This window comes from Leclercia sp. UBA5958 (assembly GCF_002430365.1).
In the GTDB taxonomy this organism is placed as follows: Bacteria; Pseudomonadota; Gammaproteobacteria; order Enterobacterales; family Enterobacteriaceae; genus Enterobacter; species Enterobacter pneumoniae.
Map to the genome: position 1 here is coordinate 342,965 of NZ_DJCE01000001.1, position 24,151 is coordinate 367,115.

The window sequence follows — 24,151 nt, forward strand, 5'->3', positions numbered from 1 at the left end:
GTAAAACTCATCATGGAAGATCGCGATGTCCTCACCCCTTCCGCCCTTATATGCGCTGCGTGCCTTTGATATCGCCGCGCTGCTGGGCTCTTACACCCGCGCCGCCGAGGCGTTGCACGTTACCCCTGGCGCCATCAGTCGCCACATCCGCACCCTGGAGGCGCATTTCCGTTGCCAGCTATTCCTGCGTAAAGGGCCCCGCGTCGAGTTAACCGATGCGGGACGAACGCTGGCCAGCCAGTTGCGTACCGGATTTGTCGCGCTTGAAAGCGCCTGTGACGCCTTTCGTACTCCCCCTCAGTTCCTGCGCCTGAAGGCACCCACAACCCTGACGGTTAACTGGTTGCTTCAGGCGCTGAAAGGCTTTCATGAACGCCATAGCGTACCGGAGGTACAGGTCTCCAGCGTCTGGATGGACGTAGACCGGATCGATTTTCATCGTGAGGCTTTCGATTGCGCCATTCTGCTGGGGAACGGGCAGTTCGGCGAGCAGACCCACGCCCTGCGGCTGTTTGCGGAGCGTCTTGCCCCTGTCTGCGCACCCTCGCTGGTGGCGCAGGCGCAGCGCAATCTTCCGGGTTGCGATCTAATACATCCCTCGGCAGACCGCCGGGACTGGCGTCGTTGGCTGAAAGACACCCCGCTGGAACAGCAGGTGGATATCAGCCGCGGCCATCTCTTCGATACACTGGAGCAGGGGAACCAGGCAGCCATCGCCGGGCATGGCGTGTCGGTGGCCGACCTGACCTTGAGTCGCCACGCGCTGGAGAAGGGGGTGCTGGCGCTGCCGTTTACCCGCCAGGTGGTGACGGGCGATGGCTACTATCTGGTCTGGCCGGAAGATAGTCCGCGCCAGAAAGAGATCGCGACGCTGCGTCACTATCTTCTGACCTGCGTACCGGAGTGCTGCGATGAACAATAACGCGTTAACCTACCAGCGTTTTGGCGAACCCGATGCCGCGCTCAGGCTGCAGAGCGAAAATAAAGGGGCGCGTGCGGCAGATGCACTTCGGGTAGAGATGCTCTACGCCCCGGTGAACGCATCCGATTTAATTCCCATTACGGGAGCCTATCGCCATCGAATCTCCCTGCCTGCCGTGGCGGGCTATGAAGGAGTGGGCAGGGTAATAGACGCGCCGGCTGCTTTTGGTCATCTGCTGGGGCGCCGCGTGCTGCCTCTGCGGGGAGAGGGCACCTGGCAGCAGAGAGTGGACTGCCCGGCTGCGCTGGCGATCCCGGTGCCGGATGAGGTCGGTGATACGCTGGCCGCACGAGCGTTTATCAATCCGCTGGCGGCACAATTGATGCTGAAACTTTATCCTGTAACGGGCAAACAGGTGCTGCTCACCGCCGCGGGATCAGATTGTGCCCTGTTACTGGGCCAGTGGGCGCTGGGGAGCGGCGCCCGGGCTGTCTATGGCATCCACCGTTCGCCAGCACATGCCGAACGACTCGCCGCACTGGGCATCATTCCTGTGGCGCAGGAGGATGCCGGGGCGGTTTGCCACGTCGCCGCCACTAGCGAGGGGGTATTCGATGCGACAGGAGGCGCACTGGCGCAAAGGTTGCTGGAACGAATGCCGAAAAAGGGAACCTTTGTGAGCTATGGCCTGCTCAGCGGACAGCCCTTTACCCTGAGACACCACTACCCGCAGGTGCACTGGTTTCATGTGCGCAATACCTTTGCCACCCTGACTACCGAGCAGTGGCAGGCCGAATTTCAGGCCCTGTGGCCACGGTTGATCTCCAGCCACTCTAGCGACGCGGTGGTCTGGCCCTTTGCCGACTGGCGTGATGCGCTGAGGCATTATCGCCAGCCGGGGAGAGTGGGGAAACCGCTACTTAAGCTGAAGGGCGCGTGAAGGTTAGCGCGATGGCTGCACATCGCTGAGCAGCACCGCAATGCTCTGCCCCCCGGCGGTCTGCTCAAGGGCGATCTTGACCATAATCGTCAACGGTACAGAGAGCAGCATGCCCACCGGCCCCAGCAGCCAGCCCCAGAAAATCAGTGATAAAAAGACCACCAGCGTAGAAAGCCCCAGCCCGCGCCCCATCATGCGCGGCTCGAGGATATTGCCAAACACGAGATTAATCAGCAGATAGCCCGACAGCACAATCAGCGCATCGTAAAAACCGCTAAACGCCAGCACCTGAACAATGGGGGGAATAGCGGCCAATACCGACCCGATATTAGGGATGTAGTTCAACGCAAAGGCCAACAATCCCCAGACGAACGCGAAGCGGACCTCCAGCAGAGTGAGCATGCCCCAGACCACCAGCCCGGTCACGACGCTGATCGCCGTTTTCAGCACCAGGTAGTGGGTTACGCTGTCGAGTGCACGCTGGATAGCGCCCATCCCTTCAGCGGGGCGTGCCATGAGCGGCTGAAGTTTCGCCGGTAGTTGCGGCACTTCAATCAACATAAACACTACCGTCAGAAGCAGCAGGAAAATCGAGGTCATAGCATTCGAAAGCTGCGTCAGCAGGTTAGTCACCAGGGTCATGGCGGCGTTGGGATCGATAAATGTTTGTAATTGTTCGATCGACACATCGATACCCACGCGGTGGAGCCAGGGATCGAGCCGTTGTAACGGCGCCAGCAACGAGTCGCGGTAAACGGGCAGGGTGCGCGCCAGCTCGTTTAGTGAACTGCCCAGATATGCCAGCAGCAGGACCATGCCAAGAATAATCACGCCAATCAGGAGCGAGATAGCCAGCACGCGCGGCACGCGCAGGCGCACCATCCGCTGCACCAGCGGATTGAGTACCACGGCAATAAACAGCGCCAGAATAAAGGGAACGATAATATCGGCAGCAAAACGGATCCCGGCCAGCACGATGACCAGCATGCCCAGCATGATGACTATTTTTAATCCGTTGAGCGTGATGATAGGTTTTGCCATACGAGCTCCTGCGTTTTTTGTTAATAATAATCGCGAGGCACAGGGAAATAAATTAACCAATATCAAACGACAAGGGTAAAGAATTGAAAAGGTATTGAGTAAATATTTGCCCTGTGATAAAAATCAGCTGTGTTTAACTACCGGAGACAATTTTCATCTGCAATGACGAGAAGCAACACCGCAGATAATTGTAATTTTATGGACAATCTGTTCAGGACGTATTCCACAGCATTAACATTTGGTTTTTCCCCCTCTTTCTCTCCGCTTGCTGGTGAGCAACACTGGCGCAACGCGCTATAGATCCCTCTCTCTGCCTGAGCTGACGCTACGCGTTTAGCTTTCTATTACTATTTCTTTTTTTTAGGTTTGCTGTTCACAGCGAGCCGCGAAGGACTCTATTCTCAAGCAGGAGAAAACCATGTTTTACTGGATCTTATTAGCTCTGGCCATTATCGCTGAAATAACCGGCACGCTGTCGATGAAATGGGCAGCAACCAGTGGTGGACATGCCGGATTTATTTTAATGCTGGCGATGATTACGCTCTCTTATATATTTCTCTCATTTGCGGTAAAAAAAATCGCGCTGGGTGTCGCCTACGCACTCTGGGAAGGAATAGGTATTTTAATAATTACCCTTTTCAGCGTGATGCTGTTTGACGAAACCCTTTCAACGATGAAAATCGCCGGTCTGACGACCCTGGTCGCAGGTATTGTGCTGATTAAATCGGGCACCCGTAAAAGCAAAAAACAGAAAAACGAGGTGACCCATGCAGCAGTTTGAATGGATCCACGCCGCCTGGCTGGCGCTCGCCATCGTGCTGGAGATCGTCGCGAATATTTTCCTGAAATTCTCTGACGGTTTTCGCCGCAAACTTCAGGGCCTCCTCTCTATCGCCGCCGTGCTGGGGGCCTTTAGCGCCTTGTCTCAGGCGGTCAAGGGGATCGATCTGTCGGTGGCCTATGCTCTGTGGGGCGGTTTCGGCATCGCAGCGACCTTAGCCGCGGGCTGGATCCTATTTGGTCAGCGCCTCAATCCTAAAGGCTGGGTCGGATTAGTGTTACTGATTGCCGGAATGGTGATGATAAAACTGGCCTGACTGTTCTGCTGCCTGCGAGAGCGGGCAGCGAAATTTGCCACCTGTGTTTGCTGAAAATTAGGTGTTCAAGAGGGGCATTGAAGAGCTAACTTAGCCAGCCGGCAGCGCATCTGGTACAGCAGGCCGGTGCCTGTTGACGATACCAGGCAGTAACGCATATTGCAGCTGGGGTGTATTACTATTGCGCCAGAGCCTGTAATTTGTCGCGAAAGCCAGTGACGGAGAGCGCGCGGTTATCTGCCCGCCAGCGATCTTTCGCCGCCGGCGCCGAGCTTTGTACCCCAATCAACTGCCAGCCGCTGGCGGTTTTCAACATCAGAGGTGAACCGCTGTCACCCGGCAGGGTGTCGCACTGGTGCGAAAGAACGCTGTTTTGCGCCCAGCCGGTGACGACGCAGTCCTGGTGCGTAAAGAGCCTGTCCAGATGATCTTCCGGGTAACCTGCCTGCGTCACTTTGCGATCGGCTGCTTTCAACGCGGCGGTGAGCGCGTCCTTATCGCCGCTAAACAGTGGTAGGGGGGTGATCCCGGACGGCGGATAACGCAACACCACCAGCCCAAAGTCCCATGAAGCCGCGGCAGGGGGAACAATCCAGCCGTCGCCATCGGCCTTTAGCCGTTTGCCTAGAGAGGCATCCACCCGCCCTTCGATACCGTGTATTTCATAACGCCATAACCCTTTTTGCGACACAAAGCGCAGGGCGAGCGCTTTATCTTCTTTCCCTTTCGGCGGGGTAAGCAGGCAGTGCCCGGCGGTCAGGGCCAGGCGTGGGGTAATGAGGGTGGCGGTGCAGAGGTTTCCGCTGGCGGTTTCAAGCTGTCCGATCGCATCCCAGGGGGCCTGGGTGGGATCGCTGACGCGCGTACGGTCATCATGACCAAAGAACAGCGTCTGAATTTCATCGGCATTCGCCGCGTCATCGCTGCCGTCGTCGGCATAAGAAAAACCTGATAAGAGACTTAACGTTCCCAGTAAAATCGCTGCAGATCTATGCATAGCTCACTCTGAAAGGGGTAATTATGATTATTAAAGTAAACCCTGTTAAATAACTATAGACGGGACCGCAAGAAAGTGGGAGCAAAATCAGCGTGCTACATTCAGGAAAGGAAAAAACTACCGGAAATCAGCGCGCACAAAATTAGGGTGATAAGAATCAGCTCAAACCGATAGCGACGCAGCATAACGCCCTCCGGAAATAAAAACGGTGCCGGAACAGATTGCGCTCCGGCACCGGGATACTGATGTGCCCTCAGGCACGCATGACCTTATGCAGCGGGCTGAGCAGCCGGTTTAGCCGCGTCGTGTTTTACTGCTTTCTTGTGATGTTTTTTCGCTGCCTGGGCTTTTTGTGCAACTGGCGCAGCTTCCTGTTTTTTTACCGCTTTTTTATGGTGTTTTTTCGCAGCCTGCGCTTTCTGCACTGCGGCTTTCTTGTGTTTTTTATGGTGCACAGTTTTCGCCGCTGGCGCCGCGCTGGTGGTTGCAGTGGCGGCAGGTGCCGCGGTGGTGGCAGCATCTGCAGCGAACGCAGCAGAAGAGAGACCCATAGCAGCGGCAACAACCAGAGCTAATACTTTTTTCATCGTTCTGTCCTCGAATTGGTTTTTCATTTAACCCCACTGCGGGGCCGTTGAAGAGACTATATCCCTGTAAATCCGAGGCTTCCGTGAGTGATTGGTATCGGCGTGTAACGATATGTACAACCTGTGCGAGAAGCGCTTTATTCAGCGACCAGCCACATATCGGCCTCATCAAACATCTCTTCCAGCATGCGGTTCAGTTTTTCACGATCGCTTTTGCTGGCATCGCTGTTGAGACTGTTGGCCTGCATTGGCTTTACCTTAACTACCGCCTCCGGGAAGATGCGGTTAACCCGGCGGGTTAATTCATTAAGGATGATCTCTTGTGCGCCAGGCAGACCCGCCACATTGCGCTTGTCGTAAATGAGTTCCACAAACATCGGTTAATCCTTGCACTGTTTTTATATCCAGTATTTAAACTGGCGCAGTCAAAAATAGCAAGCGGGAAATCGCCGGGCGGAGCGCCCGGCGCGAGAGGTCAGAGGTAACGTGAGGTGAGGTGCTGGCGGAAGTACGCACTATTCAGATCTTCGCCGGTGGCCTGCTGAATGAGCTGCGAGGTGCTGAAGCGACTCCCGTGCTGCCAAATATTCTGGCGTAGCCAGTCGAACAGGGCGCTGAAATCGCCTTCGGCGATGGCGCTGTCCAGTCCCGGCAGCGCGTTTCTGGCCGCATGGAAGAGCTGTGCGGCATACATCGCGCCCAGCGTATAAGACGGGAAGTAGCCAAAACCACCGTCGGTCCAGTGAATATCCTGCATACAGCCGTTACGGTAGTTATCTTTCGTCGATAATCCGAGCCAGGCCTGCATTTTTTCATCCCACAGGGCTGGAATATCGTCCACTTCGATATCGCCGTTAATCAGCGCACGCTCGATTTCGTAGCGCAGAACCACGTGTGCCGGGTAGCTCACTTCGTCCGCATCTACGCGGATATACCCCGGCTTCACGCGCTGGTTCCAGGCGATAAAGTTCTCTTCAGAAAACGCCGCCTGGCTGCCGAAACGTTGATGAACGGCAGGAAGCAGCTTTTTCAGGAAGGCGTTGCTGCGCCCGAGCTGCATCTCAAAAAACAGGCTTTGAGATTCATGAATGGCCGTCGAGCGCGCCAGCGCAACCGGCTGACCTTGCCAGGTGCGCGGCAGGTTCTGCTCGTAACGCGCGTGGCCGGTTTCATGTACCACGCCAAACAGGGCGCTGAGCAGATCTTCTTCGTCGTAGCGGGTCGTGATTCGCACATCTTCCGGTACGCCGCCGCAGAAGGGGTGCGCGCTCACGTCCAGGCGTCCGCCGTTAAAATCAAAGCCGAGCATCGTCATCGTCTCAAGCCCCAGCTCACGCTGAGTGGCAATCGGGAACGGCCCCTGAGGCGGCACGAACGACTGCTGGGCCTGCTTTTCGACAACCTGCGCCAGCAGTTGCGGCAGCCAGGATTTCAGATCAGCAAAGAGTACATCCAGCCGGGCGCTGGTCATGTCCGGTTCGAAAATATCCAGCAGCGCATCGTACGGGGTGCAGCCTTTCGCCTCCGCGCGCAGGCGGGCCTCTTCACGGCTGAGTTTGACCACCTCTTTCAGGTTGGCCGAAAAGCCTTGCCAGTCATTTGCAGGGCGCTGGGTACGCCAGGCATGTTCACATTTGCTGCCCGCCAGCGATTTCGCTTCGACCAGGGCTTCAGGCAGGAGAGACGCCTGTTGATAATGTCGCTGCATTTCTCGCAGGTTGGCCTGTTCGACGTCGTTCAAATCCTCACTCTGAGCCGCATCCAGCCATTCGCCCACTTTTTTATCGGTGAGGATCTGGTGTTGCAACACGCTCAGCTCTGCCAGGGCTTCGCCACGTGCCGCACTCCCGCCTGGCGGCATCATGGTAAACATGTCCCAGCTGGCGATGGAGGAGAGGTGAGAGAAGCGGGAGAGACGCTGGAAAGTGCGGGTGAGTTGCTGGTAGTTATTGTTTTCCATTAAGACCTCGTGTCTGAACAAGCCAATGCCCCACGTTAGCATCAGGCTGGCGTAAACACGAGGCCGGGTTTATTTAATGCAGCCGTTTATGCAGGCTGGCCCCCACCAACAGCGCGGCACAGAGCATTAGCGCGATAAAAGCCCCTACGCCGTTCCAGCCGTAGTGGTGCCAGAACACGCCCCCCAGCGTCCCGGCAAGGCTGGATCCGAGATAGTAGCTGAAAAGGTAGAGGGAAGAGGCCTGGCCTTTAGCGCGGCGCGCACGGGGGCCAATCCAGCTGCTGGCCACCGAATGGGCAGCAAAGAAGCCCGCCGAGAAGAGCAGCATCCCGGCAAAAATCACCCACAGTGGAGAGAACAGTGTCAGCAGAAGTCCGCTCAACATTATCCCCGTCGAGGCCAACATGACCGGGCCGCGGCCATAGCGGGCCGTCATGGCGCCCGCTTTCGGCGAGCTCCAGGTGCCGGTCAGGTAAGCCACCGACAGCAGACCCACCAGCGCCTGGCTCAGATGCCAGGGGGAGAGCATCAACCGATAACCGATGTAGTTAAAGAGGGTCACAAAGGCGCCCATCAGCAAAAAGCCCATCAGAAACAGGCGCGGGAGCCCTTTATCCCGCCAGTGGAGACGAAAGTTGATAAACAGCGTTTTCGGACGCAGCGAAGTGGGGCGAAAATGGCGTGATGCCGGCAATATACGCCAGAACATCAGCGCTGCGGCCAGCGCAAAACAGCCAATGGCCGCCAGCGCGATCCGCCAGCTAAAGAAGTCGGTAAACACGCCGCTTAGCAGGCGTCCGCTCATGCCGCCAATCGAGTTTCCGCTGATATAGAGCCCCATCGAAAATGCAACAAAACTGGGGTGGATCTCCTCGCTAAGATAGGTCATCCCTACTGCCGCTACGCCGCTCAGCGATAAGCCTATCAGCGCGCGCATCAGCAAAATACCGTGCCAGCTGGTCATCAAAGTCGATAGCAGGGTACAGATCGAAGCCAACAGCAGGGCGGTAACCATCACCGGTTTACGCCCTATGGCATCGGAGAGCGGGCCGGTAAAGAGCAGTCCAATAGCCAGCATGCCGGTGGAAATCGAAAGGGAGATACTGCTGCTGGCTGGTGAAACGCCAAACTCGCTGGAGAGTACCGGCAATATCGGCTGTACGCAGTAGAGCAGGGCAAAGGTCGCCAGTCCGGCGGAAAAGAGCGCGAGGGTGACGCGCATAAATTGCGGCGTACCGCGCTTAATGAATTGTACCGGCAGCGGTCGGGCGGGTTTGTCGTCGATGTCGCTTGCCGGCGCGATATCGGCGGTAGTTGTACGGCTCACTCTGTTTCCTTGGTTTAGATTTCCGTGACGACGGGTAGTGGGTATGACCACAATGATCAGGGTAGGAAATTGTAAATATTCTGTCTAATATATTAATAATCTCAAATGATACTTTAAATATATGAATATTGAACTGCGACATTTGCGCTACTTTATTGCCGTAGCTGAAGAGCTGCACTTTGGACGCGCGGCGGCCAGGCTCAACATCTCGCAACCCCCGCTGAGTCAACAAATTCAAATACTCGAGCAGCAGGTCGGGGCGCGTCTGCTGGCGCGAACCAACCGAAGCGTTGCGCTTACGGCGGCGGGTAAACAGTTTCTTGCCGACAGCCGCCAGATCCTCGGTACCGTAGACGAGGCCGCCGCCCGTGCGGCACGACTTCACCTGGGTGAAACCGGAGAGTTGCGCATCGGTTTTACCTCTTCCGCCCCCTTTATCACGGCCGTCTCGACGACGTTGTCATCGTTTCGCCGTCACTATCCCGACGTGCATATTCAGACGCGAGAGATTAACACCCGTGAGCAGATCGCTCCCCTGAACGAAGGGGCGCTGGATCTGGGGTTAATGCGCAACACCCAACTCCCGGAAAGCCTGGCCTGGCAACCTATTCTGCGAGAGCCTCTGATGGCGATGATCCCCAAAGATCATCCGTTAGCGGCAAAGCCGACGGTGACGCTGGCCGAGCTGGCGCGAGAGCCGTTTGTCTTTTTTGATCCACATGTGGGCACCGGGCTTTATGACGATATTCTCGGGATAATGCGCCGTTATGGGCTGGCGCCGGTGATGGCCCAGGAGGTGGGCGAGGCGATGACGATTATTGGTCTGGTAGCGGCCGGGCTGGGGGTATCTATTCTGCCCGCCTCGTTTAAGCGGGTGCAACTCAACGAAATGCGCTGGGTCCCCCTTGCCGAACCGGATGCCGTTTCCGAAATGTGGCTGGTCTGGCCCAGGCACCACGAACTGAGCGCAGCGGCACAGCGTTTCAAAACGCAGCTGATTACTGCCGCGCCGGGGCGCTAAAATCGCCAAAACAGGGTTAAAAACGTGCGGTTAATCACAAGGCTACGTAAATATTTGACGACCGACGGTGAAGTGTTTCACCATAGCCGAAAGTTTATTTCGAAGCGCGAAAATAAGGGAGTACGTGGTGGTTGCTGATAGTCAGCCTGGGCATATTGATCAGATCAAACAGACCAATGCAGGAGCAGTATATCGCCTGATTGATCAGCTTGGTCCGGTTTCGCGTATTGACCTCTCCCGTCTTGCTCAACTGGCCCCCGCCAGTATTACAAAAATTGTCCGCGAAATGCTCGAAGCTCACCTGGTGCAAGAGACTGAGATTCAGGAGCCGGGCAGCCGTGGTCGTCCGGCAGTGGGGCTGGTGGTAGAAACCGAAGCCTGGCACTACCTGTCGCTGCGTATCAGCCGCGGTGAGATTATGCTCGCCCTGCGGGATCTCAGCAGCAAGTTAGTAGTAGAAGACCGCTTGCCGTTACCCCTCACGGCGGCGCAGCCGCTGCTGCAGCGCATTACTGCGCTTATCGATCAGTTCTTTATCAATCATCAGCAAAAACTGGAACGGTTGACCGCTATCGCTATCACGCTGCCAGGCATTATTGATACCGAAAACGGCGTGGTCCACCGCATGCCTTTTTACGAGGATGTGAAAGAGATGGCCCTGGGCGAAGTGCTGGAGAAGCATACCGGCGTGCCGGTCTACATCCAGCATGATATCAGCGCCTGGACCATGGCCGAAGCCCTGTTTGGTGCATCGCGCGGGGCGCGGGACGTTATTCAGGTGGTCATCGATCATAACGTCGGCGCCGGCGTCATTACCGATGGTCGTCTCCTGCATGCGGGCAGCAGCAGCCTGGTCGAGATTGGTCATACGCAGGTCGATCCCTATGGTAAACGCTGTTATTGCGGTAACCACGGCTGCCTGGAGACCATCGCCAGTATCGAAAGTATTATGGAGCTGGCCCAACTGCGCCTGAGCCAGTCAATGAGCTCAATGCTGCACGGCCAGCCACTCACCGTCGAGTCGCTCTGTGCCGCCGCGCAGCAGGGCGATTTGCTGGCGAAAGATATTATTACCGGGGTGGGTAATAACGTTGGGCGCATTCTCGCCATTATGGTTAACCTGTTCAACCCGCAAAAAATTCTGATTGGCTCTCCCCTGAGCCAGGCGCACGATGTCCTCTTCCCGGCTATTGCCGACTGCATCCGCCAGCAATCCTTGCCCGCCTACAGCAAACACATTGCCGTTGAAAGCACCCAGTTCACTAATCAGGGCACCATGGCCGGAGCGGCGCTGGTCAAAGATGCGATGTATAACGGCTCCTTACTGATTCGCTTACTCCAGGGTTAATTGATTTCCGATAGAGTTACCAAATATTGCGCTATCTCAAGCCGGTGATATCACGGATACCTTAGACTTCCTCCACTGAATTATTTCGTTGGTTTATATTTTCACGGCATAACGGTGGAGTAAGTGATGCTTAAGCGTTTCTTTGTTACGGGTACGGATACCTCTGTCGGCAAAACAGTGGTCTCCCGCGCCTTACTGCAGGCCCTGGCTGCGAGCGGTAAGTGCGTGGCAGGATACAAGCCAGTCGCAAAAGGCAGTAAAGAGACGCCAGAAGGATTGCGTAATAAAGACGCCCTGGTGCTGCAAAGCGTCTCTTCCCTGGCGTTGCCCTATGAGGCGATTAACCCTATTGCCCTCAGCGAAGATGAGAGCAGTGTAGCGCACAGCGGGCGTGTCGATTACACCTTGCTGTCGAACGGCCTGGCGAACTTAAGTGACAAGGTCGATCACGTGGTGGTTGAAGGCACCGGCGGCTGGCGGAGCCTGATGAACGACCTGCGTCCGCTCTCTGAATGGGTGGTCCAGGAGCAATTGCCGGTACTGATGGTGGTGGGTATTCAGGAGGGCTGCATTAACCATGCCCTTCTAACCGCCCAGGCTATCGCCAACGACGGTCTGCCGCTGGTGGGCTGGGTGGCGAACCGCATCAATCCGGGGCTGGCCCATTACGCCGAAATCATCGAGGTGCTGAGCAAAAAACTGCCGGGCCCTCTGGTGGGCGAGTTACCTTATCTGCCGCGGGCAGAGCAGCGAGAGCTGTCGCAATATATCGATCTAACCATGTTCGGCCGCGCGCTGGCCGTAGATCGCGTTCTGGCGTAAGGTTCGCGACAGTACCGACGCCAGCACGCAGGCAATCAGTAAGCCGGGCAGCAGCGCATACTGCCCGGTCATTTCACAGACCATCAACGTCGCCATAATCGGCGCATGGGTGGTGGCCGCCAGCAGCGTGGCCATCCCCGTTAACCCCAGCAATATCGCCATCTCCGGCTGGGGGATCGCTACGCCGGCTATCCGGGCGAAGACCATTCCCAGCGCCATACCGATAAACAGCGTCGGTGTAAATACTCCACCGGGGGCGCCTGAACCGCTACTGGCTAATACCGCCAGCAATTTGCAGATCAACACGCCGCCTACGACCGCAAGCAGCGGCGGGGCCAGCAGATCCGCCTGGACCACGCTGTAGCCGTTGCCCCAGACCCGGGGCGTTAACAGCGACAGCAACCCGACAATCAATCCGCCCAGCGCCAGCTGCAGCGGGGGAGAGAGCTTTAGCCGCACGAAGAGGGCGTGGCTTTGGTCCATCAACCACATTAAGAGGGGGCCGCCAAGCCCTGCCAGCAGCCCCATGGCGATCATCAGCGCATAATCGATGCCGTCGGGTAAGCCGCTCAGGTGCACCTGATACAGCTGCGTCACGCCCGGGCTGAGAAGCTGAGTGGTCAGCAGCGCCACCACAGCGGCAACCACCACCGGGCCGAGCGAGGCGAGCATCAGGGTGCCAAACAGGATTTCGGCGATAAATAAACTGCCTGCCAGTGGAGCATGATAAGCGCTGGCCATACCGGCTGCCGCACCGCAGGCTATCCACAGTTTCCACTCGCGCTGTGGGGTAAAGCGCCTGGCAAACCACGAGGCCGCCAGCGCCGCCAGCAGGATCATTGCCCCTTCGCGGCCAATGGCGCTGCCGCTCGCCACCACCAGCAACGAGGCGAGGGATTTCACCAGACTGCCGGGATAATCGAACTGCCCGTCACCGGTTTCAATCGCCTCCATATAGTCGGTGGGGGCATGCGGGCGCTGGCGCGTATAGCGTTGCCAGCCCCACAGCAGCAGACCCGCCGCCAGTCCCCCGAGCGCCGGGGTGATGGCGCGCCGCCAGGGGGCCAGACTGGCGGCCGCGTTCACCAGGCTACCGCTGTCATTACTTAAAAATGCCACTTCGAGCAGGTACATCGCATGGCGAAAGACGGCCACGGCCAGTGCCGCCAGCACGCCCGTCAGGGTGGCAATCAGTAACCGACGAAACATCGCCCGGATATCGGGATAAGCATGAAGACGCTGCATAGCTCGGCAATAGAAAAGGTAGAGTGGGGTAATTGTGAGGGAAAATCGACGGTCAGGAAAGCCGTATTCGGCCCGACAGAAGCCGGGCCGGATGGGATTAAGTGTCGCTATGAATATTCAGCGCCCGGCGGGTACGACCGGAGCTGAGGTATTCGGCAATATAGTCCTGGGAAATTTCGCCGTTATAGCGTCCCTCTTCATCGACGATGGGCATCCAGCTGGTGTTGCTCTCGTAAAGGCGCGACAGCACAACGCGCAGGTTGTCCTCGGCTTTGCCGGTGATGCGGAACGGATGGATAATATCGCCGCAGGCCCCCGTAGCATTTCGGGCTTCCCGACGCTTAACAAATCCAAGCGGCTTGCCCTGACCATCGACCACGGTGACGGCGCGAATATCGTTATCGTCCATGAGCGCGAAGGCTTCCATTAAAGCCGTATCCGGGCGCACGGTAAGGGTCGGCTGTTGGTCGGTGACATCACCCGCTGATACCAGCAGCAGACGCTTCAGGGTGCGGTCCTGGCCGACAAAAGAGCCGACAAAGTCGTTCGCCGGTTTTGCCAACAGCTCGTCAGGGCTGGCGCACTGTACAATACGCCCCTGGCGGAAGACGGCAATACGATCCCCCAGCTTGAGCGCTTCGTCGATGTCGTGGCTCACCAGCATCACCGTCTTTTTCAGCTTACGCTGCATCTCCAGGAACTGATTCTGAATCACTTCGCGGTTGATGGGGTCGACGGCGCCGAAGGGCTCATCCATCAACAGTACCGGCGGATCCGCCGCCAGGGCGCGAATCACGCCGATACGCTGCTGCTGACCGCCGGACATTTCGCGCGGATAGCGGTTAAGGAACTTGTGCGGATCCATCGCCACCATGTCCATCAACTCTGTGGCGCGTTCTTTACAACGTTTCTTGTCCCAGCCCAGCATGCGGGGGACCACGGTGATGTTCTCTTCGATGGTCATATTCGGGAAAAGACCGATCTGCTGAATCACATACCCGATGCTACGACGCAGGGTTACGGTATCCATGCCGGTGGTATCTTCACCGTTAATCAAAATTTTGCCGCTGCTGGGGGCAATCAGGCGGTTGATCATCTTCAGCGTAGTAGTTTTACCGCAGCCGGAAGGGCCCAGCAGCACACACATTTCGCCCTCGGGCACGTTCAGGTTAACGTTATCTACCGCTTTCACGCCCTGACCATTTTTCTGGGCAAATTGTTTGGTGAGGTTTTCCAGTTTTATCATTATCGAATCCCCTTTGGAGTCAGAACGCGCTGCAAACGGTGCAGCAGCCAGTCCAGCACAATGGCTAACAGACAAATCATTACGGCGCCGGCAATCAGCATACGGATATCACTGCCGCCGATGCCGTTCAGTAACAGCAGACCCAGGCCGCCCGCGCCAATCACCGCGGCGATTGCCATCACCCCGATATTCATCACTACGGCGGTACGAATGCCGCCAAAGATGACCGGCAGTGCCATCGGGATCTCAACCCAGCGCAGGCGCTGCCAGAAGGTCATGCCGATACCGCGCCCCGCCTCCTGCAGACCGGACGGAAGGCTATCGAGGGCGGTATGGGTGTTACGCACAATGGGCAGCAGTGAGTAGAGAAACACGGCGGTGATGGCAGGCAGGGCGCCAATGCCATGACCGATCAGCGAAAATAGCGGAATCATCAGCCCGAACAGCGCAATCGACGGTATAGTCAGCAGGATGGTGGTCAGGCCGAGTATCGGCGTGGCCAGCCATTTGTGACGGACAATCAGAATCCCGAGCGGAACGCCGATGATTATCGCCAGCCCTACCGCCAGCGCGACCAGCCACAGGTGCTGGAAGGTGAGGGTCATCAGATAACCCCAGTTGTCTATGATGTAGTGAATCGTCTCCATCTCTCCTCCTTACAGCAGATTTTTGCTTCGCAGGAAGTCGCGAGCGACCTGCTGGGGTGACTGATGATCGATATCCACTTTTTTATTCAGCTCGGTGATCACCTCATTATTTAACTGGTCAGATAGTGTGTTCAGCGCCTCCTCCAGTCCCGGGTTCGCTTTCAGCGTATCCTGGCGCACCACCGGCGTAACCGCATAGCTGGGGAAGAAGCCTTTGTCATCTTCCAGCACCTTCAGGTCGAAGCCTTTTACCCGACCATCGGTGGTGTAGATCAGGCCGGCATCGACGAAACCGTCACGAATGGCGTTATAGACCAGACCCGGATCCATCTGGCGGATCTGTGGGCGGTCAAGCTCCAGCTGGTAGGCAGCCTGCAGAGGTTTCATGCCATCGCTGCGCCCGGAAAACTCCAGATCCAACCCCAGCAGCCAGTTATTGTCCGGATCGGTTTTACGGATTTTTTCAATTCTTTCCACCATCTCCGACATGGTATTAATGTGCTCCGCTTCGGCCCGCTTGCGCTGCATGGCGAAGGCGTAGGTATTGTTCATATCGGCCGGTTTAAGCCACACCAGACCGTGCTTCGCATCCAGGCGTTTTACCGTCTCGTAAGACTCTTCGGGCGACATGCGCTTATTGATATGGTTAAAGATAATCAGCGAGGTGCCTGTGTACTCCCAGGTCATGTCAATCTGCTTGTTGATCATGGCATTACGGGAGATCACCGTCGCGATGTTGGTCTTTGGCTGAACCTCAAAGCCTTTTTTTTGCAGATACTGCACGGTCATGGCGGAGAGGATATGTTGCTCGGTGAAGCTTTTGGTCGCCAGAATCAGTGGCGCGGCCTGCGCTTGCGCGACTAAGAGCGTGGCAGCACACAGCCCTGCCAGGCGGGAAAAGAGTGTCATGGTGGCTCCTTATTATAATTATCAGGCGGTGTGCGGGCTCAGAAGACGGCCCAGCACGGCCAGCAACGTATCCAGAATCAGGGCAAACAGCGCCGTGGCGGCAGCACCCAGAATCAGCGTCGGGAAGTCGTTCAGGTAGATGCCCGGGAAGATCAGCTCGCCATAGCTGCTGGCCCCGATCAGAAACGCCAGTGGCGCGGTGCCCACGTTAATGGCGGTTGCGATGCGGATCCCCGATAAGATTACCGGCCAGGCATTGGGCAGCTCGACCTGACACAGGCGTTGCCATTTGGTCATGCCGATGCCATTTGCCGCCTCCAGTAAGGAAGAGGGAACTGAACAGAGCCCGGCGTAGGTGTTACGCACAATGGGCAGCAGCGAAGCAAGGAAAAGGGCGATGATGGCCGGAGTGTCACCGATGCCAATCACCACCATCGCCAGCGCCAGTACGGCCAGCGGTGGCAACGTATTGCCGACGTTAAAGATCTGCATTACATATTCGGCAATACCGCGTGCGGCGGGGCGGCTGAGGGCAATACCGCTGGGAATGCCAATCAACAAAGCAAAAAACATGGAGGAAAAGACCAGGATGAGATGCTGCTGGCCGAGATAGATCAGGTCAACCTGGCGCGCTTTTATCGTCTCAAGGCCAATACCCCAGGTAAGCAGCCCGAGTACCACGGCGATGGCGGCGATAAATAACAGTGCGCGTGTGAAAAACGATGCGTGCATTGCGGTGTGTCTCCCTGTTGTGCATGCGTTATAGCAACCTGTTGGTCGCCTGTTGTTATGCCATGTTCCGGCAGGGTCTTTTTCAGCTATAGCAACGAGCCGGCAAAGGTGCCAGTTAATGACAAAAACTGTTGCGCAAGGTTTAGAGGGAAAACAGGGTGTTACGCCTTATGGCATAACGTATGGCACAGGGCCGGGCAGAATAGTCTTAAACCGCGATGCAACAAGTGACAACGTCACTATGGTGGCGGCTGTCAACCCTGAAAACGCGGGTCTGGCAGCCTGGTCTGTTCGCCTGTACTCTTCGCGTTACCGCTCAGCGTCTCTTACGTGGTGACCTGAGCCAGCATAAAAAGAACTATCACAAATTCTGCAGAGGGAAGTGAGTGTGTTGCAGGGAAAAACAGGGGTGACTGGCGCACCCACGACAGCGCTAAAAATTATTGCCACGGGCATTGCGTTACCGGGAGAAAAAATCGTATCCGCAACGCTGGACCGCCAGCTCGGTAAGCCCGAAGGCTATGTTGAGCGACGCTCAAATATTCTCTGGCGCTATCATGCCACGGCAGAGGCCAGCCAGGCGGCTCTGGCGGCAGAGGCGCTGCATAACGCACTGGCCTCGGCGTCGCTCGCCCCCTCGTCCATCGACCTGCTGATTTGCGCCTCGGCCATTGCCGTTCAGGCGCTACCCTGCAGCGCGATCCATATTTTGCAGGCGGCGAATATGCCCGCAGGCGTAGCCGGATTTGACATTAACAGCAGCTGCGTCAGCTTTATCTCAGCGCTGGAAGTGGCGGCCGGCCTGCTCAATAGCGGCGCTTATCGGCGTATTGCAATTGTCTCGGCGGATATCGCTTCGCGGGGTATCGACTGGGCGCATGAAGAGTCTTCGCTGATCTTTGGCGACGGCGCGGCCTGCGCTATCGTTGAACGAGGAGATGGGGCCAGCGGTATCGTCGCCAGTCTGATTGAAATGTATCCCGATGGCAGCGAACTGTGTGAAATCCGCGCCGGTGGCACGCGACGTAACCCGCGCGCGGGCATGACCGATAGCGATTTCCTGTTCCACATGCAGGGCAAACGCCTATTCCGCTTCGCCGCATCGCTGATTGAGGACTATTTTGCACGTTTGCTGCAAAAAAGCGGTATTGCCCTTGATGAGATTGCTACCGTGGTACCCCATCAGGCCAGCCATCTTTCGCTTGAGCATATGCGTAAGCGCCTCAAGGTGCCGGAAGCGGTACTGGTCGACATCTATCGCTACTACGGTAATCAGGTGGCGGCCTCAATTCCGACTGCGTTACATGAAGCGGTCATCTCCGGGCGTTTCCAGCCGGGTAAACCCGTCATGCTGATTGGGACGGCAGCGGGGTTGACCCTTGCAGGAATGGTGCTGATCCCATGAAGATCCTGGTCACAGGCGCGACCAGCGGACTGGGTCGCAATGCCGTTTCGCAATTACTGGCGCAAGGGCATCAGGTGGTCGCCACCGGTCGCAATCGGTCGGAAGGCAACGCTTTAATGCAGGCGGGGGCGCACTTTATCCCGCTCGAGTTAACGACTGCCAGCGAGGCGGAGTGCCGCCAGTTAATGAACGGCTGCGACGCAGTATGGCACTGTGCCGCGAAATCGTCGCCCTGGGGCGGGCGCGCCGCCTTCTGGCAGGCCAATGTCGAGTCCACCCGCCGCCTGGCGCAGGCCGCTGGGGAGCTGGAAATCCCCCGCTTTATTCATATTTCGACTCCGGCCATCTATTTCGACTTTCAGCATCGCTACGATGTACAAGAGAGTGACCGGGCGCGCCATTTTTCCAGCCATTACGCCAGCAGCAAATACGCCGCTGAAGAGCGGATTCAGGCTGCGGTTGCGCGCTTCCCGGCCACCACCTTTGTGCTTCTGCGCCCGCGCGGCCTGTTCGGCCCTCACGACAGGGTGATCGTACCGCGGCTATTGCAGCAACTGCACCGCGACGGCGGCGTGCTGCGCTTGCCACGCGGCGGAGAGGCGCTACTCGATCTGACCTATGTCGAAAACGTGGTGCACGCCATGACCCTCGCCACCGGCGAGGCCGGGCTGCGCTCCGGCAGCGTCTATAACATCACTAACCATCAGCCGCAGCAGCTTAAAACGATGCTCAACGCGCTGCTGCACCAGCAGCTTGGCCTGAACTATCGCATCCAGGCGCTGCCCTGGCCGCTAATGTCGCTGGTGGCTCGCGGTATGGAGCTAGTGGGCCATTGCAGCGGCAAGGAACCACGCATTACCCGCTATAGTGCGGGCACGGTCTGTTTCGATATGACCTTAAGTCAACAAAGGGCCATTGATGAACTGGGGTATCACCCGGTGTTTACAATGGATGATGGCATCGCACGTACCGGGGAGTGGCTAAGAACGCATGGCAACGATTACCGCCTTTGAAGTGGGCTACTGTACCCATATTGGCTGCATGGCGCTGAAAGGCGCCGGCTTTCGCGTTTGCAAATTTCCTTCCCGCGCGTGGCTGCTGGAGGCAGGGGGCAAGCGCTGGCTATGGGATACGGGTTATGCCTCGTGGTTTGAGCAATATACCCGCGAAGGCGTTTTTCGCATTTATCGCCAGATGACGCCCGTCTACTTTGACCCGCAGGCGTCGCTGGCCCAACAGCTGCTCGCGCGCGGCATCACCGGCGGGGATATCGACGGCATTATTCTGTCGCATTACCACGCCGACCATGTTGCCGGGTTACGCGATTTTCCTGGCGTAGCCTGCCTCTGCTCGGGGGAAGGCTGGCAGCAGGTGAGACATTTGCGTGGCTTTGCCGCGCTGCGGCAGGCCTTTGTCCCCGGGCTATTTCCCGCTGAGTTTGAATCGTCGCTCACTTTCTTTGAGCGCTTCGAATGCGTGGCGCTACCTGCGGCGCTGATGCCCTTTGATCGTGGGTATCTATTGCCCGGTAGCAATGACGAAATTCTGCTGGTGCCGTTGCCAGGCCATGCCGCAGGGCATTTTGGCGCCTTTGTGCTTACCGATGCGGGATGGACCCTACTGGCGGCAGATGCCGCCTGGTCTCCCACCAGTTACCGGGAGCTGAAAGGGCCGTCGCGCCTGGCGAACCTGGTGATGTCTGACCCGGCGGCGTTTTATCGCACGCTGGAAAAGCTCAACCAGCTCTGGCAACAAGGGCAGGTGGATATCCGTCTTTGCCATGAGGGAGACTTATGATCCCGCTTCGGCTGCTATGGCGCTATTATCGCACCCGCCATCTGCGTTTTACCGACCGCGAGGCGCTGGAAGCGTGGCAGACCCGGCGCCTGGAAAGGTTTAAAAAACGGGTGCTGTCCCGAAGCCCATGGTTTCGCCGTTATCTCAGGTTACCTCTCAGCCAGTGGCCCACCATGGATAAGGCGCTGATGATGGAAAAGTTCGATGAAATGAACACCGCCGGGCTGAAGCGCGACGCGCTGATGGCCTGTGCGCTGCAGAGCGAGCAGAGTCGGGATTTTCGTCCAACGATAGGGCGCTATAGCGTGGGGCTCTCGTCGGGGACCTCCGGGCGACGCGGGTTGTTTGTGGTCAGCCCGTATGAGCAGCAGGTCTGGGCCGCCGGGATACTGGCGAAAGCGTTGCCGGATGGCCTGTTCGCCGGCGAGCGCGTGGCGCTTTTTTTGCGTGCGGATAACAACCTCTATCAGAGCGTCAATAACCGCTGGCTGAGCCTCGAGTTTTACGATCTACTGGCACCGTTTTCTGCCGGGCTTGTCCGTCTTGCACAACAATCTCCGACCCTGATCGTTGCCCCGGCGCAGGTGCTGCGCGCCCTGGCGCTGGCGGTACAGGCCGGCGAGCTGAGCTTATCGGTGAAAAAGGTCATCTCGGTAGCAGAGGTGCTGGACGAACAGGACAAACCCTTGCTCAAACAGACTTTTGGTTCAGTGGGGGAAATCTATCAGGCAACGGAAGGTTTTCTGGCGTCAACCTGTGCTCATGGCACGCTGCATCTCAATGAAGAGTTTGTGCATATTGAGCCCCAGTGGCTGGACGATCGCCGCTTTATTCCGTTGATTACCGATTTTACGCGCACCACTCAGCCCATTGTGCGCTATCGGCTTGACGATGTGCTGGTTGCGCGCACGACACCATGCCCCTGCGGCAACGCCGCCCGCGCCATCGAGCGCATCGAAGGGCGCCGGGACGATCAGCTGCAACTTCCCGATCGGGCAGGTAAGCCACAGGTGGTGTTTGCTGATGCCTGTAGCCGCGTGCTGGCCCAGACATTGCCCCTGACGGCGGACTACCGGCTGGAGCAGAATGGAGCGGCGAGCCTGACATTAATAGCGGATTGCGACAAGGCGATCCTTGAGCAGTGTCGCTCGGCTCTCAGCGAGCTCTTCACCCGCCAGGGGATCGCCCCCGCGTCGCTGGACTGGTTCTTAATTTCCCGGCCGTTACCGGCGCACTTTGCCCATAAAAGACGGCGTATCGTCCGTCGCCAGGGGGAAGCATGAATGCGATAAAACCCCGTCTGTGGCACATGCTTCTCGGCTGGGGGGCGGTGGGGGTGGCCTACGCACTCAGCGATCGTCTGCAGGGGAAGGGATATCATCTGACACCGATGGCTATCGATTCCAGTATTCCTTTCTCGCCCTCGGCAATCTGGCTCTATTTGTCGTTTTTCTTGCTGGTGCCGCTTGGGTATTTGCTGGTTCCGCGCGATCGCCTGCGCTGGCTGACATGCGCCATGCAGCTGTCGGCGCTGGGTGCAGGCGTGATTTACCTGCTCTGGCCGACCACGCTTCATTATCCCACTTATTCTTCCGACGGCAGCGCGTCGCAACTTCTGACCTGGCTTATTAGCGTCGATTCACCACAAAACTGTTTTCCATCGCTGCATGCGGCGTTAACCCTGCTTTCCGTCTGGGCTATTGCCGCCAGACGGCAGGGCGTATTGACGGTGGCAAGCCTGGTCTGGGCGCTTACCATTGGATATTCGATCTTGCAGCTGCGCAGGCATCTGTTTATCGATCTGCTGGGTGGCGGCATGCTGGCCTGGGGATGCGGCTGGCTGGCGTTACACCTGGAGAGGCGTCGGACATTACACAGGGAGCGTATTAATGAGTGATTTACTGGTTCCGATTATTGTTATGCTGATTCTGGTGTTTGGCGAAGCGGGCATTTTACACCTGACCGGGCGACAAAAAATCGACTGGCACGATGTTGTCTTTAACATCAACTCCGGGCATATCGTCCTGTGGTTGTTTAGATGCACCGAGGTGCTCTGTTACGGGCTGGTCTTCAGCCGCTTCAGTCTGCACCTTTTTGATGGCGTATCACCGGTCTGGCTGTGGTTGTTCACCCTTCTGGCGTGGGATTTTGGTTTTTATTGGCTCCATCGCCTTCACCACAAGCTGCGCGCTCTTTGGGCGGTACATGTGGTGCACCATCAGGGCGAGCATTTCAATCTTTCACTGGGGGTGAGGAACTCATGGTACTCCTCATTAACGGGGATCCCGTTCTTTCTGGTGTTAGCGGTGCTCGGCGTCCCGTTAAGCGTTTTTTTAGTCGTCTCCGTGCTGCATTACAGCGCGCAGTTCTTTAACCACAATGCCTTAACACCAAAGTTGGGTTGGCTGGAATATCTGTTTGTTACACCGTCACATCATCGGGTACACCATTACAAGGCGCGCCGCTTTGCCGACTCCAATTACGGCGGTACCTTTATCTTTTGGGACAAGTTATTTGGTACTTTTTGTCGCGTCACGCCACCCGTCGAGCCCGGTTACGGTGTGCAGGGTGAACGTCCTTCCTCTAATCCTCTGCGGGAGAGCAATCTGCCTTTCCTGCGCATGCTTGGGGTGCGAAAAACGCGTGCTCAACCGCCCCGGCGGTTTAACGTCTCAGCTACGATCGTGATCGCCGGCGCGCTCTTACTGTTTGGCCTGGTGCTGGGTTATATCCAGCTTTACGGCTACGACATTGAGCGGGTCACCACGCAGCAGACCGCGCTGTTTTTATTACTGGCCGCAGGGTCTATCGCGCTGTGCGGGATCAGCGATGGGCAGCTGTGGGGAGTGGTGCTCTGGCTGCTGGTGACGCTGGGGTTGCCGCTGCTGTTTATCGGCATCTGGGACTGGCGCCAGCCTTACTGGCTGGGGGGGATGGCCGGGCTCGTTGTGCACGCCCTTGCGCTGTTGGCGGGTCAAGGGCGCAGGGTGAACGAGGCACAGCGTGAACCTGTTTAATCCGCAAAAATCGATTCGTTTTCCTGCAGACGATCCACGCCTGGTCAGGGCGTTACAGCGTGAGTCACGGGCGTTATTGGCAAAAAATAATGATCACCGCTACGCAGATGCGCGCACTGTCGGTAAAGCGCTGGCTCTGCTGGCGCTGTGTCTGCTCTGTTATGGCGTGGCGCTCATCCAGCAGCACCTGTTGTCCTTTTTTGTCTGGTATCTGCTGATGATAGTCTGCGCAATGTTACTGGCGGTGAATGTTATGCATGACGCCTCCCACAATGCCTTTCTGCGCGGCAGGAGTGCGAACCGGTGGCTAAACCGGCTCATCACGGTACCGCTGGGCATGGATCCGGACTGCTGGCGGGTGCGTCACGTACGTTTTCACCACAGTTATACCCATATCGAATGCTACGATCCTGATACCGCCGAAAACGGCCTGCTGCGTCAGAGCCCCTGGCAGCGCTGGCGGCCCATGATGCAGGCGCAACGCTACTACTGGCCGCTGGTGGCCGCGTTGACCTTTCCCTGGTATATCTGGGTGATGGACTGGCTGGACAGAGGCGGGCTGACGCCGGTCACTCCCCACCTCGAGAAGCGTGGATTCGCCGGCTGGTGGGTTTTTCTCTGCGGTAAGGGGGCACACATCGGGTTCTCGCTGCTGTTACCTGGCTGGGTAATGGCAGACAGTTTTAGCGCCGGAACAGTAGCGGGTATCTATCTGGCGAGCCAGATGACCTCGTCGCTCTTCTTCGTGATGCTGGTCATCGGTACCCACTGGGCGAAGGGCCACGCGCAGTTACCTCCGGAAAACGGCAAGATGAGTGAGGGCAGGCTGGCCCATGTCTTCACTACCACCTTTGACTGGTCTACCCGTCCGGCATGGCTGGGCTACTGGCTGGGCGGGCTGAATCTTCATCTGACCCATCATCTCTTTCCGCACTGGAATCATCGCCACTATCACGATTTAAGTCAGGTGATCGAGGCCATAGCACGTGAAGAAGGGCTGGATTACCAGCGCCTGTCGCTGCGCGATCTGCTGAAGCTCCAGCAGCGATTTTTAACACGGATGGGTGAAAAGCCAGAGGCGTAAACCTGCC

Annotated in this window: 26 protein-coding genes; 15 read left to right on the forward strand and 11 right to left on the reverse strand. The window is 57.3% G+C overall.

Annotated features, from left to right (window positions below; genetic code table 11):
- Positions 1 to 25 precede the first annotated feature (25 nt).
- Together B2Q93_RS01700 and B2Q93_RS01705 are read left to right on the forward strand one after the other, a co-directional pair.
- Positions 26 to 922 (forward strand): LysR substrate-binding domain-containing protein, encoded by an 897-nt coding sequence (locus tag B2Q93_RS01700; RefSeq protein ID WP_233804418.1) that lies wholly within the window; start codon positions 26 to 28, stop codon positions 920 to 922.
- The gene (locus B2Q93_RS01705; protein ID WP_233804421.1) at positions 912 to 1,862 is read left to right on the forward strand and encodes a zinc-dependent alcohol dehydrogenase family protein; all 951 of its coding nucleotides are present in this window, start codon (positions 912 to 914) and stop codon (positions 1,860 to 1,862) included. Before B2Q93_RS01700 ends, B2Q93_RS01705 begins: the two co-directional genes overlap by 11 nt.
- Positions 1,863 to 1,865: 3 nt before the next feature.
- On the opposite strand, the gene B2Q93_RS01710 is transcribed toward B2Q93_RS01705, so the two are convergent.
- Positions 1,866 to 2,903, reverse strand: a complete 1,038-nt coding sequence (locus B2Q93_RS01710; protein WP_207293671.1) for an AI-2E family transporter — start codon at positions 2,901 to 2,903, stop codon at positions 1,866 to 1,868.
- 129 nt (positions 2,904 to 3,032) lie between these two features.
- Here B2Q93_RS01710 and B2Q93_RS21310 point away from each other — a divergent pair, with 129 nt between their 5' ends.
- The 3 genes from B2Q93_RS21310 to mdtI all read left to right on the forward strand — a co-directional run bounded on the left by B2Q93_RS21310 (position 3,033) and on the right by mdtI (position 4,000).
- Positions 3,033 to 3,203 (forward strand): hypothetical protein, encoded by a 171-nt coding sequence (locus B2Q93_RS21310; protein ID WP_422655509.1) that lies wholly within the window; start codon positions 3,033 to 3,035, stop codon positions 3,201 to 3,203.
- Positions 3,204 to 3,321: 118 nt separating this feature from the next.
- The gene (gene mdtJ / locus B2Q93_RS01715) at positions 3,322 to 3,684 is read left to right on the forward strand and encodes a multidrug/spermidine efflux SMR transporter subunit MdtJ (RefSeq protein ID WP_040075826.1); all 363 of its coding nucleotides are present in this window, start codon (positions 3,322 to 3,324) and stop codon (positions 3,682 to 3,684) included.
- The gene (gene mdtI, locus B2Q93_RS01720) at positions 3,671 to 4,000 is read left to right on the forward strand and encodes a multidrug/spermidine efflux SMR transporter subunit MdtI (RefSeq protein WP_040075825.1); all 330 of its coding nucleotides are present in this window, start codon (positions 3,671 to 3,673) and stop codon (positions 3,998 to 4,000) included. Before mdtJ ends, mdtI begins: the two co-directional genes overlap by 14 nt.
- Positions 4,001 to 4,178: 178 nt before the next feature.
- On the opposite strand, the gene B2Q93_RS01725 is transcribed toward mdtI, so the two are convergent.
- The 5 genes from B2Q93_RS01725 to B2Q93_RS01745 form a co-directional block, all read right to left on the reverse strand.
- A complete protein-coding gene (locus B2Q93_RS01725) occupies positions 4,179 to 4,997 on the reverse strand; it encodes a trypsin-like serine peptidase (RefSeq protein ID WP_286931664.1) in 819 nt (272 codons plus the stop codon).
- A gap of 269 nt (positions 4,998 to 5,266) precedes the next feature.
- On the reverse strand, positions 5,267 to 5,584 hold the full coding sequence (asr, locus tag B2Q93_RS01730; protein ID WP_046887255.1) for an acid resistance repetitive basic protein Asr: 318 nt from the start codon (positions 5,582 to 5,584) through the stop codon (positions 5,267 to 5,269).
- A 137-nt stretch (positions 5,585 to 5,721) separates the two neighbouring features.
- Complete coding sequence (locus B2Q93_RS01735; protein ID WP_040075822.1) at positions 5,722 to 5,961, reverse strand: DinI family protein; 240 nt, start codon at positions 5,959 to 5,961, stop codon at positions 5,722 to 5,724.
- A 98-nt stretch (positions 5,962 to 6,059) separates the two neighbouring features.
- Positions 6,060 to 7,544 carry a carboxypeptidase M32 gene (locus tag B2Q93_RS01740; RefSeq protein ID WP_233804430.1) on the reverse strand — a complete coding sequence of 495 codons (1,485 nt, stop codon included), beginning with the start codon at positions 7,542 to 7,544 and terminating at the stop codon, positions 6,060 to 6,062.
- A 73-nt stretch (positions 7,545 to 7,617) separates the two neighbouring features.
- On the reverse strand, positions 7,618 to 8,871 hold the full coding sequence (locus B2Q93_RS01745) for an MFS transporter (protein WP_286931665.1): 1,254 nt from the start codon (positions 8,869 to 8,871) through the stop codon (positions 7,618 to 7,620).
- A 121-nt stretch (positions 8,872 to 8,992) separates the two neighbouring features.
- Between B2Q93_RS01745 and B2Q93_RS01750 the strand changes: the two genes are divergently transcribed.
- From B2Q93_RS01750 to bioD, 3 genes are all read left to right on the forward strand, one after another.
- A complete protein-coding gene (locus tag B2Q93_RS01750) occupies positions 8,993 to 9,892 on the forward strand; it encodes a LysR family transcriptional regulator (protein WP_233804434.1) in 900 nt (299 codons plus the stop codon).
- Between the two features lie 127 nt (positions 9,893 to 10,019).
- The gene (gene mlc, locus B2Q93_RS01755) at positions 10,020 to 11,240 is read left to right on the forward strand and encodes a sugar metabolism global transcriptional regulator Mlc (protein ID WP_040078502.1); all 1,221 of its coding nucleotides are present in this window, start codon (positions 10,020 to 10,022) and stop codon (positions 11,238 to 11,240) included.
- 126 nt (positions 11,241 to 11,366) lie between these two features.
- Positions 11,367 to 12,062 carry a dethiobiotin synthase gene (bioD, locus tag B2Q93_RS01760; protein ID WP_040075818.1) on the forward strand — a complete coding sequence of 232 codons (696 nt, stop codon included), beginning with the start codon at positions 11,367 to 11,369 and terminating at the stop codon, positions 12,060 to 12,062.
- Here bioD and clcB read toward each other — a convergent pair.
- The 5 genes from clcB to osmY all read right to left on the reverse strand — a co-directional run bounded on the left by clcB (position 12,015) and on the right by osmY (position 16,841).
- Entirely contained in the window at positions 12,015 to 13,307 is a 1,293-nt protein-coding gene (gene clcB, locus B2Q93_RS01765) for a voltage-gated ClC-type chloride channel ClcB (protein WP_286931666.1), read from the reverse strand. The genes bioD and clcB overlap by 48 nt on opposite strands.
- 97 nt (positions 13,308 to 13,404) lie before the next feature.
- A complete protein-coding gene (gene osmV, locus B2Q93_RS01770) occupies positions 13,405 to 14,553 on the reverse strand; it encodes an osmoprotectant ABC transporter ATP-binding protein OsmV (protein WP_046887260.1) in 1,149 nt (382 codons plus the stop codon).
- The gene (osmW, locus tag B2Q93_RS01775) at positions 14,553 to 15,200 is read right to left on the reverse strand and encodes an osmoprotectant ABC transporter permease OsmW (protein WP_040075814.1); all 648 of its coding nucleotides are present in this window, start codon (positions 15,198 to 15,200) and stop codon (positions 14,553 to 14,555) included. Before osmW ends, osmV begins: the two co-directional genes overlap by 1 nt.
- A gap of 9 nt (positions 15,201 to 15,209) precedes the next feature.
- Positions 15,210 to 16,109: a glycine betaine ABC transporter substrate-binding protein gene (locus B2Q93_RS01780; RefSeq protein WP_046887261.1), complete on the reverse strand. Its 900-nt coding sequence runs from the start codon at positions 16,107 to 16,109 to the stop codon at positions 15,210 to 15,212.
- Between the two features lie 21 nt (positions 16,110 to 16,130).
- Positions 16,131 to 16,841 carry an osmoprotectant ABC transporter permease OsmY gene (gene osmY / locus B2Q93_RS01785; RefSeq protein WP_046887262.1) on the reverse strand — a complete coding sequence of 237 codons (711 nt, stop codon included), beginning with the start codon at positions 16,839 to 16,841 and terminating at the stop codon, positions 16,131 to 16,133.
- A gap of 388 nt (positions 16,842 to 17,229) precedes the next feature.
- On the opposite strand from osmY, the gene B2Q93_RS01790 reads away from it, so the two are divergent.
- From B2Q93_RS01790 to B2Q93_RS01820, 7 genes are read left to right on the forward strand one after another with little or no spacing between them, the layout of a single operon-like run.
- On the forward strand, positions 17,230 to 18,246 hold the full coding sequence (locus B2Q93_RS01790) for a 3-oxoacyl-[acyl-carrier-protein] synthase III C-terminal domain-containing protein (RefSeq protein ID WP_233804445.1): 1,017 nt from the start codon (positions 17,230 to 17,232) through the stop codon (positions 18,244 to 18,246).
- Positions 18,243 to 19,259, forward strand: coding sequence for an NAD-dependent epimerase/dehydratase family protein (locus B2Q93_RS01795; protein ID WP_046887264.1), 1,017 nt, complete (start codon positions 18,243 to 18,245; stop codon positions 19,257 to 19,259). The genes B2Q93_RS01790 and B2Q93_RS01795 overlap by 4 nt, the downstream gene beginning before the upstream one ends.
- Positions 19,237 to 20,043, forward strand: a complete 807-nt coding sequence (locus tag B2Q93_RS01800) for an MBL fold metallo-hydrolase (RefSeq protein ID WP_233804447.1) — start codon at positions 19,237 to 19,239, stop codon at positions 20,041 to 20,043. The genes B2Q93_RS01795 and B2Q93_RS01800 overlap by 23 nt, the downstream gene beginning before the upstream one ends.
- The gene (locus tag B2Q93_RS01805) at positions 20,040 to 21,326 is read left to right on the forward strand and encodes a F390 synthetase-related protein (protein WP_286931667.1); all 1,287 of its coding nucleotides are present in this window, start codon (positions 20,040 to 20,042) and stop codon (positions 21,324 to 21,326) included. The genes B2Q93_RS01800 and B2Q93_RS01805 overlap by 4 nt, the downstream gene beginning before the upstream one ends.
- Complete coding sequence (locus tag B2Q93_RS01810) at positions 21,323 to 21,940, forward strand: phosphatase PAP2 family protein (RefSeq protein WP_286931668.1); 618 nt, start codon at positions 21,323 to 21,325, stop codon at positions 21,938 to 21,940. The genes B2Q93_RS01805 and B2Q93_RS01810 overlap by 4 nt, the downstream gene beginning before the upstream one ends.
- Positions 21,933 to 23,060, forward strand: coding sequence for a sterol desaturase family protein (locus B2Q93_RS01815; protein ID WP_286931669.1), 1,128 nt, complete (start codon positions 21,933 to 21,935; stop codon positions 23,058 to 23,060). Before B2Q93_RS01810 ends, B2Q93_RS01815 begins: the two co-directional genes overlap by 8 nt.
- Positions 23,047 to 24,144: a fatty acid desaturase family protein gene (locus B2Q93_RS01820; RefSeq protein WP_286931670.1), complete on the forward strand. Its 1,098-nt coding sequence runs from the start codon at positions 23,047 to 23,049 to the stop codon at positions 24,142 to 24,144. The genes B2Q93_RS01815 and B2Q93_RS01820 overlap by 14 nt, the downstream gene beginning before the upstream one ends.
- Positions 24,145 to 24,151 lie beyond the last annotated feature (7 nt).

What these genes read in the sequence shown, in the direction of transcription:
- B2Q93_RS01700 (WP_233804418.1), top strand. Translation starts at nt 26, where the DNA reads ATGTCCTCACCCCTTCCGCCCTTATATGCGCTGCGTGCCTTTGATATC.
- B2Q93_RS01705 (WP_233804421.1), top strand. Translation starts at nt 912, where the DNA reads ATGAACAATAACGCGTTAACCTACCAGCGTTTTGGCGAACCCGATGCC.
- B2Q93_RS01710 (WP_207293671.1), bottom strand. Translation starts at nt 2,903, where the DNA reads ATGGCAAAACCTATCATCACGCTCAACGGATTAAAAATAGTCATCATG.
- mdtJ (WP_040075826.1), top strand. Translation starts at nt 3,322, where the DNA reads ATGTTTTACTGGATCTTATTAGCTCTGGCCATTATCGCTGAAATAACC.
- mdtI (WP_040075825.1), top strand. Translation starts at nt 3,671, where the DNA reads ATGCAGCAGTTTGAATGGATCCACGCCGCCTGGCTGGCGCTCGCCATC.
- B2Q93_RS01725 (WP_286931664.1), bottom strand. Translation starts at nt 4,997, where the DNA reads ATGCATAGATCTGCAGCGATTTTACTGGGAACGTTAAGTCTCTTATCA.
- asr (WP_046887255.1), bottom strand. Translation starts at nt 5,584, where the DNA reads ATGAAAAAAGTATTAGCTCTGGTTGTTGCCGCTGCTATGGGTCTCTCT.
- B2Q93_RS01735 (WP_040075822.1), bottom strand. Translation starts at nt 5,961, where the DNA reads ATGTTTGTGGAACTCATTTACGACAAGCGCAATGTGGCGGGTCTGCCT.
- B2Q93_RS01740 (WP_233804430.1), bottom strand. Translation starts at nt 7,544, where the DNA reads ATGGAAAACAATAACTACCAGCAACTCACCCGCACTTTCCAGCGTCTC.
- B2Q93_RS01750 (WP_233804434.1), top strand. Translation starts at nt 8,993, where the DNA reads ATGAATATTGAACTGCGACATTTGCGCTACTTTATTGCCGTAGCTGAA.
- bioD (WP_040075818.1), top strand. Translation starts at nt 11,367, where the DNA reads ATGCTTAAGCGTTTCTTTGTTACGGGTACGGATACCTCTGTCGGCAAA.
- clcB (WP_286931666.1), bottom strand. Translation starts at nt 13,307, where the DNA reads ATGCAGCGTCTTCATGCTTATCCCGATATCCGGGCGATGTTTCGTCGG.
- osmV (WP_046887260.1), bottom strand. Translation starts at nt 14,553, where the DNA reads ATGATAAAACTGGAAAACCTCACCAAACAATTTGCCCAGAAAAATGGT.
- osmW (WP_040075814.1), bottom strand. Translation starts at nt 15,200, where the DNA reads ATGGAGACGATTCACTACATCATAGACAACTGGGGTTATCTGATGACC.
- B2Q93_RS01780 (WP_046887261.1), bottom strand. Translation starts at nt 16,109, where the DNA reads ATGACACTCTTTTCCCGCCTGGCAGGGCTGTGTGCTGCCACGCTCTTA.
- osmY (WP_046887262.1), bottom strand. Translation starts at nt 16,841, where the DNA reads ATGCACGCATCGTTTTTCACACGCGCACTGTTATTTATCGCCGCCATC.
- B2Q93_RS01795 (WP_046887264.1), top strand. Translation starts at nt 18,243, where the DNA reads ATGAAGATCCTGGTCACAGGCGCGACCAGCGGACTGGGTCGCAATGCC.
- B2Q93_RS01800 (WP_233804447.1), top strand. Translation starts at nt 19,237, where the DNA reads ATGGCAACGATTACCGCCTTTGAAGTGGGCTACTGTACCCATATTGGC.
- B2Q93_RS01805 (WP_286931667.1), top strand. Translation starts at nt 20,040, where the DNA reads ATGATCCCGCTTCGGCTGCTATGGCGCTATTATCGCACCCGCCATCTG.
- B2Q93_RS01810 (WP_286931668.1), top strand. Translation starts at nt 21,323, where the DNA reads ATGAATGCGATAAAACCCCGTCTGTGGCACATGCTTCTCGGCTGGGGG.
- B2Q93_RS01815 (WP_286931669.1), top strand. Translation starts at nt 21,933, where the DNA reads ATGAGTGATTTACTGGTTCCGATTATTGTTATGCTGATTCTGGTGTTT.